11 protein-coding genes are annotated in these 11,901 nt (G+C 61.0%); 8 read left to right on the top strand and 3 right to left on the bottom strand.

Translation table 11 applies throughout. From position 1 onward, the window contains the following. Nucleotides 1-286: 286 nt before the first annotated feature. Nucleotides 287-1,234 (bottom strand): LysR family transcriptional regulator, encoded by a 948-nt coding sequence (locus AC57B1_RS22405; RefSeq protein WP_408346337.1) that lies wholly within the window; start codon nucleotides 1,232-1,234, stop codon nucleotides 287-289. Between the two features lie 128 nt (nucleotides 1,235-1,362). Here AC57B1_RS22405 and AC57B1_RS22400 point away from each other — a divergent pair, with 128 nt between their 5' ends. The 3 genes from AC57B1_RS22400 to AC57B1_RS22390 all read left to right on the top strand — a co-directional run bounded on the left by AC57B1_RS22400 (nucleotide 1,363) and on the right by AC57B1_RS22390 (nucleotide 4,600). Next, a complete protein-coding gene (locus AC57B1_RS22400) occupies nucleotides 1,363-2,097 on the top strand; it encodes an SDR family NAD(P)-dependent oxidoreductase (protein WP_496418705.1) in 735 nt (244 codons plus the stop codon). A 71-nt stretch (nucleotides 2,098-2,168) separates the two neighbouring features. Then, nucleotides 2,169-2,768 (top strand): NADPH-dependent F420 reductase, encoded by a 600-nt coding sequence (locus AC57B1_RS22395; RefSeq protein WP_496418704.1) that lies wholly within the window; start codon nucleotides 2,169-2,171, stop codon nucleotides 2,766-2,768. Between the two features lie 308 nt (nucleotides 2,769-3,076). Continuing rightward, on the top strand, nucleotides 3,077-4,600 hold the full coding sequence (locus AC57B1_RS22390; RefSeq protein ID WP_496418703.1) for a sensor domain-containing diguanylate cyclase: 1,524 nt from the start codon (nucleotides 3,077-3,079) through the stop codon (nucleotides 4,598-4,600). Between the two features lie 203 nt (nucleotides 4,601-4,803). On the opposite strand, the gene AC57B1_RS22385 is transcribed toward AC57B1_RS22390, so the two are convergent. Next, on the bottom strand, nucleotides 4,804-5,238 hold the full coding sequence (locus AC57B1_RS22385; protein WP_496418702.1) for a hypothetical protein: 435 nt from the start codon (nucleotides 5,236-5,238) through the stop codon (nucleotides 4,804-4,806). A gap of 191 nt (nucleotides 5,239-5,429) precedes the next feature. On the opposite strand from AC57B1_RS22385, the gene AC57B1_RS22380 reads away from it, so the two are divergent. From AC57B1_RS22380 to AC57B1_RS22360, 5 genes are all read left to right on the top strand, one after another. Then, entirely contained in the window at nucleotides 5,430-5,711 is a 282-nt protein-coding gene (locus AC57B1_RS22380; RefSeq protein WP_496418701.1) for a hypothetical protein, read from the top strand. A 153-nt stretch (nucleotides 5,712-5,864) separates the two neighbouring features. Further along, nucleotides 5,865-6,773 carry a LysR family transcriptional regulator gene (locus AC57B1_RS22375; RefSeq protein ID WP_496418700.1) on the top strand — a complete coding sequence of 303 codons (909 nt, stop codon included), beginning with the start codon at nucleotides 5,865-5,867 and terminating at the stop codon, nucleotides 6,771-6,773. A gap of 115 nt (nucleotides 6,774-6,888) precedes the next feature. After that, nucleotides 6,889-7,758, top strand: a complete 870-nt coding sequence (locus tag AC57B1_RS22370) for a class II aldolase/adducin family protein (RefSeq protein WP_408184069.1) — start codon at nucleotides 6,889-6,891, stop codon at nucleotides 7,756-7,758. 84 nt (nucleotides 7,759-7,842) lie between these two features. Continuing rightward, the gene (locus AC57B1_RS22365; protein ID WP_408184068.1) at nucleotides 7,843-9,147 is read left to right on the top strand and encodes an MFS transporter; all 1,305 of its coding nucleotides are present in this window, start codon (nucleotides 7,843-7,845) and stop codon (nucleotides 9,145-9,147) included. 302 nt (nucleotides 9,148-9,449) lie between these two features. Beyond that, nucleotides 9,450-10,202, top strand: coding sequence for an AraC family transcriptional regulator (locus tag AC57B1_RS22360; protein ID WP_496418699.1), 753 nt, complete (start codon nucleotides 9,450-9,452; stop codon nucleotides 10,200-10,202). 22 nt (nucleotides 10,203-10,224) lie between these two features. Here the strand turns inward: AC57B1_RS22360 and AC57B1_RS22355 are convergent, their stop codons facing one another. Next, a complete protein-coding gene (locus tag AC57B1_RS22355) occupies nucleotides 10,225-11,802 on the bottom strand; it encodes a DHA2 family efflux MFS transporter permease subunit (protein ID WP_091807968.1) in 1,578 nt (525 codons plus the stop codon). Nucleotides 11,803-11,901 lie beyond the last annotated feature (99 nt).

Genomic DNA, 11,901 nt, shown 5'->3' with positions numbered 1-11,901 from the left:
GGCTGTTTCTTTTCTGACCGCGCGGCTGGAGAGCGGCTTTCGCTTTGCGTTGCCGAGGCCACAAAGCGAGGCGGGCACTGGCGCGGCGGGCGGCTGCCGCTCGTCCCTTTGCAGTCGTTGGCGCTCCGGTGGTGGTGAATGTCGGCGTCCGACAAGCGTGAATGAGTCTTCGCGACCCGTTGCAGCCGTTGAAGATTTCAGAACGCGCGAGCCGTTTATTCACCCTTGCGGGCATCCGTCGTGGAGCAGCAGGCCTTGCTGGCGGTTGCTCAGGCGTAGCGGCCCTTCACGCTTTTTTGCCCGCGCGTGAGACGGAGCGTTTGCTGGCACCCTTTGAAACGCGATGACGATTGCCCAGGAGCGCAACCAGCCGCATCTCGCAGTCGGAAAACGAGTACCCGCGCCGCTGCGAGATCATGAACGTGAGGGCGCGCATGTGCCATGCGCGCCGTTGGAGTTCGACAAGTGTTCCGTTCACGAGGTCTTCTGCAACCAGATGATGCGGCATGTGCCCCCAGCATAAGCTGCCCCTGAGCAGATCGTGCTTCGCACCAAGGTCATTCACCAGCCACTGGCGTTCACCGGCGACCCCCTGTTGGGTCTTTTCCGCATCGGGCTGATTGTCGGTTACGACGAGCTGGATGTGCCGGCCAAATTCCTCCCGCGGGATCGGCCCCGCGATTGCGGCCAGCGGATGCGATGGCGCACAGACGGTCACCATTTGCGCTTCGCATAGATGCTGCCTTTCTATGGTACCCGGGCTCAGTTCCGGCACGTCGTTGATCGTTACCGCCAATGCGCACGTTCCTTCGAGAACCAGGCGCTCGCCGCCTTGCATGGTCGTCATGCGCAGATTGATTGCGACGGTTGGAAAGTCCGACTGCAGCCGGTGCAGGCATTCAATCAGGTGCGCGCGCGGAAAATAGGTGTCCACTGCAAGAGATACCTGTGGCACCCCGGCTTCAGCAATGGCAACCGCGCGCATCTTCATTTCCTCGGTGCGTGAAATCACCCCACGAGCATCAGGTAGAAGGCTACGGCCCGCCGCCGTGAGCGTCGCTTTACGCGCGTTGCGTTCGAACAGCAACACATCGAAGGCACTCTCGAGCGCGTTGATCGCGTGACTGATCGCTGACTGTGCACGCCTTAGCTCCCGTGCAGCCCCGGAAAAGCTTCCGTGGTCACACACGGCAACGAAGGCCCGAAGTTGATTGATCGTGACGTTGTCTAGCATAGGTATCCAAAGAGTAGATGGCAATTATAGATATTTAGTCAATTGGCTTCATGCATCAACACCTCCAGAATCGAGCTTGTCGCTTGTGTTTCGGCGCTCCAGACCAACTTCAACGAAGGATGCATGACATGAACAGACTGAATGGAAAGACCGCCGTGATCACCGGTGGCGCTACCGGCATCGGCCGCGCCGCAGCAAAGCGCTTCATCGAAGAAGGCGCCTTCGTCTTCATCTTCGGCCGGCGGCAGGAAGCCCTCGACGCCGCTGTTGCCGACCTCGGGCCCAATGCCCGCGCGGTGAAGGGCTCGGTCTCCGATCTGGCGGACCTCGACCGACTTTACGCGGCGGTGAAGGTCGAGCGCGGCATCCTCGACATCGTTTTCGCCAATGCCGGCGCGGGAGGCCAGCTTGCGCTAGGCAAGATCACCGCCGAGCACATCGACGAAACTTTCGACACCAACGTAAAAGGTACGATCTTTACGGTACAGAAGGCGCTGCCGCTGATGCGCAAGGGCGGTTCGATAATCCTGACCGGATCGAGCGCCGGCACCACGGGCGCCCCGGCAATGAGCGCCTACAGCGCGAGCAAGGCGGCAGTCCGCAACCTCGCACGGAGCTGGGCGGAGGACCTGAAGGGCACCGGCATCCGGGTCAACGTGCTGTCACCCGGGGCGACGGCGACCGAACTCGCGAAGGAAGCGCTAGGCGAGGAAGGCCAGAAGGTCTTCGCCTCGATGACTCCGCTCCAGCGCATGGCCGATCCTGCCGAGATCGCAGCGGCGGCCGCCTTTCTCGCGTCGCCGGACAGCGGCTTCATGACCGCCAGCGAGGTTGCCGTTGACGGCGGCCTTGCACAACTCTGACACGCTACGCCCGCCGGTCACTCCATTCGATATTCGGAGCCCGTAGGGTGTCGCACACCAAAGGAAAACCTATGACCTACGCAATTATTGGCTTCGGCAAGATCGGCCAGGCGCTTGCCAGGGCGTTTGCCCGACGCGGCATCGAAGTATCCGTTGCAACCACTCGCGACCCGGAAAGCTTTGCATCCGCTGCGGCCGCGATCGGATCCACGATCATTCCCAAAAAACTGGCGGACGCGGTCAAGGCGGACATCGTTTTTCTGGCTGTCCGTTTCGAGTCGTACCGGGATGTCGCGAAGGCGCTGCCTACCTGGAAGGACAAGATCATCGTCGATGTCACCAATGCCTACGGCGTGCCCCCTGAGGAACTGGGCGGACAACCTTCTTCCAGGGCCGTCGCGCAAGCCTTCACTGGTGGAAGACTGGTTAAGGGCTTCAATCATTTGGGCGCTGCCGTCCTGGAACAGGATCCGGCAGTACATGGTGGCAAGAGAGTCGTGTTCCTCGCGAGCGACGATGACGGCGCCGCTTCGGAGATTGGTGCGCTTGCGGAAGATCTCGGTTTCTCGCCGATCAAACTGGGTGCGCTTTCGGAAGGTGGACTGCTTGTGCAGGGGCGTGGAAATAGCTGGGGGCAGCTGATCTTTAAGGACCTGATCAAATTCGACTGATGAGCCGTGGTCGCAATTTTTCGATGCGATCCTGCCTCGTAGGCAAAGGGCTAAGGGTCAAGCCTGCCGGGGCAGATGTCCAGTTACTCAATTGCCCCCAACCAAGGTCAACGGCCGCGGTAGAAAATGACTAGCCGGAAGCGCAGGGGCCTCTACTTTTTATGGTCTTTGCCGTAAACCCGGTCATCGGCTAGCCAAGACACTCGGGCATTCATTTGCCGAAGGACCCGCTAAACCGAATCGATAATCTCGCTTCGACCGCGGGACGACGACGTTTGCACCGAGTGTACTCACCACAACATTAAAAAGTGTCTGTTTCTATTTCCACCGGAAAACTGGCCGTTCTCGCAGGCCGACATCCCTTGATTGTCGGTGTGCTAGGTAGCCTGATGGCAATAGTCGTGATGGCAATCAGCCTGATCACGCTTCTTGCCTCTCGTGACGCAACTGTCGACCATGCTCATGAAACGTCGCGAAACGTCACTGCTGTCCTGGTCAGCAACATCGCCCGAACTATTGAGACGTCGGATAATTCCCTTCGCGCTCTGGTCGCGTCGCAGAACAAGCCCGCCATCCAAACTATGGATCCAGGCCTGCGTCACGAATTGCTGTTTGATCGGACTGCTGCCGAGTATGTCACCGGCATGGGGGTCACAGATGATCGGGGTCGTCTGATCGACGGCTGCTGCTCGAGCACCCATACCTGGGATTTCAGCGATCGTGACTATTTCATTACACATCGCCAGTCGGCGAATGTCGGGCTATATGTGTCGTCCGTCTACCGGGCACGGTCACGGCCTGGCGCGCAGTCGATTGCGATGACGAGAAGGATAAGCCGGCCCGACGGGTCATTCGGCGGAGTAGCGATTGTTGCCATTGACGTCGAATACTTCAAGCAACTGCTTGCAAAGCTGGACGTGGGGCCAAACGGTGTCACTGCGATCGTTCGCACGGACGGCACGCTGGTGGCCAGAAATCCCCCAATCAGTCATGACAGACTGGTCAATCTGGGTAATTCACCGACGTTTCCGCGTATGGTGAACCATGATTCCGGGTTCTATGCGGCTCCCTCGATCTCGGACGGGGTCATGCGCCTCTATACATTTCAGCGTGTGCCCGGGACGCCGCTCATCGCCGTTGTCGCGCCGGCGGAAGGCGACGTACTGGCATCCTGGAGGCGACTGTCATGGATAGTCGGAATTTCAGCGTCGTCCGTTAGCCTTGCGTTCTGCACGGTGGTCTGGCTCCTTGCTTTTGCATTGCGAGACCACGCAAAGGCTCAGGAACTGCTTAGGGAGCTAACGCAAACCGACCCGCTGACAGGACTCAAGAACCGCCGTGCTCTCGACCATGTCCTCGAAAACGAGTGGGGAAGACTGCAGCGCAGCGATGGTTCCTTGTCGCTGCTGTTCGTCGATGCGGATAACTTCAAACAATATAATGACACGCACGGTCACGCTCAAGGTGATATTGCACTGAAACATCTCGCGGAATGTATCAATCGGCACGTGCGTCGCCGTGGCGATCTCGCCGCGCGATATGGCGGGGAAGAGTTTGTTGTCGTGCTGCCCAATACGGACAAAACGGGAGCGGCTCGGATCGCTGAAGCTATACGTCAGGAAGTTGAGCGTGCTCGGCCAGCAGTCTCATCCGGGACACTCCCACATTTCACGGTGAGCATTGGGTGCGCGACCGGTCGACGCTCATGTCCATCGTCACTAGATGAATTGACGAATTCAGCTGATCTGGCTCTGTACGCGGCCAAAAAGAGTGGAAGGAACGCCGTCGTCTCTGCAGGCGATATTATTGCGCCGGCTCAGCCGCAGGGCTGATGACACTTCTTGATGGTGGCTGTCTCATGCTGACGTCGCAGCGGCCGGTCGTGGAAGAATGCGACCGGCCGTTTAAGGGTTGTTCTCAACCACCACGGAACTGCGCGTCGATGCTTTCTCCAGCAGGGCCGTGGTTAACCGGCGGCTGCGCCGGCTTCGGCTCGCCTCCTTGCATAGGATCGTCCACTCTCACAATCCCTCGTTCATGCGGAGAGGGCGCTTTGCTGACGACGGGCTTCGCCAATGCACCCTTGGTGTGGTGGCAGTACGGTGCAGCTTTCTTGCAGGTGGCTGCCTCGCCAGACGAAACCCATATAGCTGCGCCAGCGACCAGCAGGCCGACAGCGGTATTCCTTGCGCTCATGACGAACTCCACGTTTCCGATGCATTGACGGCGTACGTCGGAGCTTTTCGTGGTGTTTGTCCGGCGTGCGTCGATGACGTGCCAATATCAGCAAGACGGCGCAGTTCGCCTTTTTCTGAACTCGATCCCCGAGTTCGATAGTCATGCGCCACGTTTGCAACGGTGCATCTCCTCCAGATTCCGGCCACGAAAGGAAACGCGAATTCACTGTGAGCGGTGCACGGAAAAACCGGTGATAGGGATCGTCCTTATTACGAACATCGATTGTCTGCATGAGGATGGAAAATCGATTGCTCCGTTGCCGTCCTGTAGTCTTTGGTTCGGCGTGCATGCGTTGCAGACGCTTCCGTACAGGCGTGCATGCGGATGCTCAATCCGGCATCACATGTTCGGCACGTCCGGAATGCGTAACCCGTTGTCAGACGCTTCGGACAGCCTACGACTGCATCTCATGAGGTAACCGTCATGAACCGTTCTGAATTCCTGCAGGCTTCGCGACAACTAGCAGCGGCGGCGCAAATTCTGGCCACAACCGGTCCGCAGGACCGGCGGGCAGATGCACTCCGAACGCTCGAACTCTTTCGCCGCAGCGATGAGACTGGCACCTCTTCGGATGTGGTCGCGACATCTAACGACGAGCTGTTTGCAAGCACCGGCGCCGCCGCCCTTACCATGGCGGGACGCAATGAATTTGCCGCGTCGCACGCTCTTCTTGAACAGGCCAGGTCACTTTTGACCGGCGCATGAAATCAGCCGCGGCCGACGAGCCCGTTCGCGCACAGCAATCGATTGCCCTGAACCGGCAGGGCGTAAAGCACGGAATCTTGCGGCGGAAATCGTTTTCGTCATATCGTCCTCAAACGGGTCGATCAGGCGGCCCGGTGCACGGGGATTCGAAAAATGAAGGACGAAAGATTGCTGGAGATGCGCGTCTTCAAGGCGGTCGTCGAGGCCGGGGGCTTCACCGCCGCGGCGAATATGCTCAGCGTGAGCCAGCCCTTTGTCAGCCAAAGCGTCACCAGTCTGGAGCGCAGGCTCGGCGTGCAACTGCTGCATCGTTCAACGCGCACGCAGCGGCTGACTCATGAGGGCGAGCGCTTTCTCTCGTCCTGCAACGACATTCTCGATAGTCTGGAGGAAGCGGAGGCGCAGGTCCGATCCAGCGAGCCGACCGGCAATCTGCGCGTCAGCGCGCCTCACGCGTTCGGCATGGATCAACTGGTCGCCGCGTTGCCCGGGTTTCTGTCGTCCTACCCGAAGCTGGGCGTGCATTTTTCCCTGTCGGATTCCAACGTCAATCTGATCGAGGACAACTTCGACGTCGCGGTTCGCATGGGCCGGCTGCAAGACTCCTCATTGCGCAGCCGGAAGCTCTGTGACCTGCAACGAATCGTCGTGGCTTCGCCGGGCTATCTCGCCGCGCACGGCACGCCCGTCACTCCGCTCGGCCTGACGAGGCACGCCTGCCTGACCTGGGAGTCGCCGCGCGAGCACCTGAACCAGTGGCCGTTCATGATCAACGGCAGGCTCGAACGCGTCGCCGTGCAGGGCAGTTTCCGCAGCACCGACGGCACGACGCTGTTTCAGCTGTGCGTGGCGGGCGTGGGCATCATGCGCCTCGCGGAACACCTGGCATTGCCCGCGATCCGCCGGGGTGGACTGGTGCCGCTGCTATCGGAGTACCAGGCCAAGGATGACACCGCGATCCACGTCGTCTATCTGCCCGAGCGCCAACTGGTCCCGCGCATCCGCGCCTTTATCGACTACTTCGTCGAAGTTTTCCGCGAGCCGCCCTGGCAGAAACCCTAGAAGCCGGGGATTTATATGGGGGCGTAATAAATCCTATTGTCCGGCGCGCCTAGATCGGCGACCGGTGTTTCCTTATCGTTAGCGACATGCAATCACTGCTGACACAGGAGACACCATGAGCACCGGCACTGGAAAAATCGATATCAGCGCGCAGCAGGCCGAACTGCGTCGCACGATTTCCCATCCTTCGAACAATTCCATTTACCGGCCGAAGCAGGCTGGGTTGAAGTTTCCCGAGCTGCCCGACTTTTCGTCCTTTGCCCAGGAGCGCCAGCACCGCAAGGAACGCCTTGTCGCCGCATGCCGCGCCTTTGCGCTGCACAATCTCGACTACGGTTTCGCCGGCCACCTCACCGTGCGTGATCCCGAGTTCCCGGATCTGTACTGGACCAATCCCATGGCCGTGCATTTCTCCCAGGTGAAGCTCTCCAACCTGATTCTCGCCGACCATACCGGCAAGGTCGTGGAAGGCAAGTACGCGCTCAACCGCGCCGGCTTCGTGCTGCATGCCGCGGTGCATGAAGCCAATCCCGACATTGTGGCGATGTGCCATGCGCACACGGTCTACGGCACCGCGTTCGCGGCGCTCGGACGTCCGCTGGACCCGATCACCCAGGATGCCGCGGCCTTCTATGAAGACCATGTCGTGATCAAGGACGAGGCCGGCGCGGTCGCGGTCGAGGAACAGGCCGGGCTGTCGGTTGCCGACTACTTCAAGAACGTCAAGGCGGCCATTCATCAGAATCACGGCCTGCTGACGGTGAGCCGCCACAGCATCGAAGCCGCCGCGTTCTGGTTTATCGCGCTGGAGCGCTGCTGTCAGCAGCAGTTGCTGGTCGAGGCCACTGGCATCAAGCCGGTCATGGTGCCGCAGCACAGTTCGCGCTACAGCCGCGAACACGTCGGCAGCGAATACATCGGCTGGCTGCATTTCCAGCCCATTTATGAGCAGCTCGTGCAGACCAGCCCTGACATGTTCGACTGAACGGCCAGCATAGGCCGTCACATACACAACAAGCCGCGCTGGCGCGACCACGAAGCGCGCCGGCCGTGATTCAAGGAGACAACGATGTTGAAATCCGCTTACGGCGATGTCGTCACGCCCGCCAACTCCGAGGACCGGACCTATGCCAAGGTGACATGGCGGCTGGTTCCGTTCCTCTTCCTCTGCTACGTCTTCGCGTACCTGGACCGCGTCAACGTAGGCTTTGCCAAGCTGCAGATGCTGACCGACCTCAAGTTCAGCGAAACGATCTACGGTCTGGGCGCGGGAATTTTCTTTATCGGCTATTTCATTTTCGAAGTGCCGAGCAACATCGCACTGCATCGTTTCGGCGCGCGGAAGTGGATCGCCCGCATCATGCTCAGCTGGGGAGTGCTGTCCGGTGCGATGATTTTCGTGACGACGCCCACCGCCTTCTACGTGCTGCGCTTTCTGCTTGGCGTCGCTGAAGCCGGCTTCTTTCCGGGCATCATCCTTTACCTGACCTACTGGTATCCGTCCTCACGCCGCGGAAAGATCACCGCGATGTTCATGACCGGAATTCCGATCGCGGGCGTGATCGGCGGCCCGCTGTCGGGCTGGATCCTGAACAGCTTCAGCGGCGTTCACGGCATGGCGGGCTGGCGCTGGCTGTTCCTGCTCGAAGCGCTGCCTTCGATCATCGGCGGCATTGCCGTGCTGCTTTACCTCGACGACAGAATCAGCGCGGCAAAATGGCTCACCGCCGAAGAAAAGTCGCTGCTCGAGACGGGCCTCGCGAACGAGTCTGGGCACATCGAGGTGCATAGTGCGAGCGGCGCATTCACCAACAAGCGCGTGTGGGTGCTGTGCCTGTGCTACTTCGGCATCATCATGGGCCTCTACGGCATCAGTTTCTGGCTGCCCACGCTCATCAAGGCCTCGGGCGTCAGCGACGCGTTCAACGTCGGCCTGCTGACGATGATCCCTTACGGCGCCGCGGCCATCGCCATGGTGCTGCTGGGACGCAGTTCGGACCGGAGCAAGGAACGGCGCTGGCACGTGGCGCTGCCGGCCGTGATCGGCGCAATCGGCCTCGTGGCGAGCACGCTGGTGGCCCACAACGTCGCGTTGGCTGTCGGGTCGCTGACCTTTGCCACGATCGGCATTCTCGGCGCGTTGTGCCAGTTCTGGTCGATTCCGCCTGCCTTCCTGGGCGGCGTGGCAGCGGCCGCGGGCATTGCGTTGATCAATTCGGTCGGTAACCTGGCAGGCTTTGTCAGCCCCTATCTGGTCGGCTGGATCAAGGATATGACGCACAGCACCGACGTGGGCCTGTACTGCGTGGCAGCTTCGTTGCTCGTGGCGGCGGCCATTGTGCTGACAATGCCCAAAAGCGTGGTCAATCGCTAGGGAAACGGTTTCGCGGCAGCATTACCCGAGATGCCGGATGTACCGGCGGCCACCCGCTTCGCTGCAGTCGGTGGCCGCCGATTGAGTTTTGAAGCACCCGTTCTCGGGCGCCTGTCATTGGCACAGAACGAGGAGAGCGCAAGTGCGTGGTCTGCCTCCTTCGCTCCGAATGCCAGCCTCTCGTTGAAACCTGATTCGAATGTCCACGTGAGCCGCCGCAAGCGACACTCACGTGGCGCCGCGGCCCGGCTATGCTAATCTTGCTGCCTTTCCGGCAGTAACCGGGCAAGACGGACACCACCATGGAGAATCTTGATCCAGACGGCGTCGAGCAACAGGCGTTCGTGATCGGCGAGCACTACGAGACACTGGATGAGCCGTTGAGCGCCTCTCGTCGCGCGCGGCTGATGCACGTGAGCGCCGGGGTGCTGATCGTGCGCACGCAGACCGAGCGCTGGGTCGTGCCGCCGGGGCACGCGGTGTGGATGCCCGCGGGCGCGCTGCACCGGCTGTCCGCAACCGGTCCCGTCCGGTTCTATTCGCTCTACGCCGGTATGGATGCCATGCCGCTCCCGCCGCAGCACGCCGTCGCCATCGTGCCCGATCAACTGGTCGCGGCTTTACTGAACGCCGCGGCTGATCTGCCGCACGACACTCCATTCGACGAACCCGCCGCGCGACTCGTGCAAGTCCTGCTGGACCGCTTGCCGGGTCTGCCCGCCGCGCCGCTTGGGCTGAACTGGCCGCGCGATCTGCGTGCCCAAAGTATCGCCGATGCGCTGAGCGCCAATCCCGCGGACCCCGCAGTCCTGGAGGAACTGGCTACGGCGGCGGGTGTGACGGCGCGCACGGCGGCGCGCCTGTTCGTCAAGGAAACGGGGCAAACCTTCGGGCAGTGGCGCCAGCAGCTTCGCCTGCTGGTCGCGCTGGAGCACCTCGGTGCCGGCGCGAGTGTCACGCAGGTGGCGCTCGAGGTGGGATATAGCGACGTGTCATCCTTTATCGCGATGTTTCGGGACGCATTCGGCGACACGCCCGCACGTTATTTCCGCTGACGCAGCGCGCTTGCGAGCGCTGTCAGTGCGCGCCCGCCGCATCCGGGCCGCCGCCGCCCTTGGCCGGCCGCGTGATCCAGATCAGCGGAATGATCAGAATGAAGATGACCGCCGAGACGAAAAAGATATCGTTCAGGCCCATCATGGCCGCCTGCGTGTTCACGGTGAAATCGAACAATGCATGGGCGGATTGCGGATTCAGATGCAGCAGCGATTGGGTCGAATCGATCTGCTGATTGAACACCGGGTTGTTGACGGAGGCCTGTTCCGTGAGTCGTTCGTGATGCAGCACCGTGCGGTTGTTCCACTCGTTGCCGGCGATCGAGGTGCCCACCGCGCCGCAAAACACGCGCGCGAAATTCGACAGGCCGGCCGCCGCGGGAATCTTGCTCGGCGGCTGGCCTGACAGAATGATCGAAGTCAGCGGCACGAAGAACAGCGCCATCGGAATGCCTTGCAGCAGCGTGGGTATCACCAGATGCCACGTATCGATTTCGATCACGTATTTCGAGCGCATATAAAACACGATTGCGAAGCCGATGAACGCCAGCGTGGCGATCACGCGCGCGTCCGAGCGCGGCAGGACGCGGCCCATTACCGGCGCGAGCAACACCGCGAAGACGCCGAGCGGCGCGGTCACGAGACCGGCATCCACGGAACGGTAGTTCAGGTACTCCTGCATCCATTGCGGCAGCAGCACGAGGTTGCCGAAGAACACGCCGTACGCGACCGAAATGGCAATCGTGCCGCCGAGAAAGTTGCGTTGCTGGAAGAGCCGCAAATCGACGATCGGATTTTCCTCGGTCAGTTCCCAGACGAGAAAGAACGCGAAGCTGATGAGTGCGGTGATGCCGAGAATCACGATTACCGGCGACGAAAACCAGTCGAGGTCCTTGCCTTTGTCGAGCATGATCTGCAGCGAGGCGACCCACGTGATCAAGAGGCCGAGCCCGACCACGTCGATAGGCGGCTTGCGCGTTGGCGACTCGCGGGTGCGGTAGATCATCCACGTAACGCCGGCCGCGAAAATGCCGACCGGAATGTTGATGTAGAAGATCCACGACCAGCTGTAACTGTCAGTGATCCAGCCGCCGAGCGCCGGTCCCGCAATCGGGCCGACGGTCGCGGTCATTGCCCATAAGGCGAGCGCGGTCGAGGATTTCTCCTTCGGATACGAGCCGAGCAGTATGGCTTGCGACAGCGGAATCAGCGGACCGGCCACGGCGCCCTGGAAGATCCGCGCGAGCAGCAGGATCGGCAGCGTCGGCGCAATTCCGCACAACCACGAAGCCAGTACGAACATCAGAATCGCGCCGACAAACAGCTTCACCTGGCCAATGCGTTGCGTGAGCCAGCCGGTGAGCGGAATGGACACGGCGTTGGCCGCGGCGAAAACCGTGATGACCCACGTGCCTTCGTCGACCGAAACGCCGAGGTTGCCGGAAATGGTTGGGATCGCAACGTTCGCGATCGACGTGTCGAGCACGTTCATGAACGTGGCGAGCGCGACGGCAATCGTGGCCAGCACCAGCTGGCCACCCTGCAGCGGCGGTGGAGGTGCGGGCGGCGCCGAGGCAGGCGCGGAAGTGGGCTGGCTCAAACGGTTCTCCGGATCGGTGTGCTGCGAACGTGCTGCGAGAGTGTTCTGCTTGAATGTTCTGTGTGAGTTTTCTATTGCGCGCCCGCGCAGTGCGGGCGG

It is taken from the genome of Paraburkholderia sp. BGA-UO-ETr-F21, from assembly GCF_059567925.1.
The sequence above is the reverse complement of the archived record's forward strand: the minus strand, read 5'-3'. Positions and strand labels throughout refer to the sequence as shown.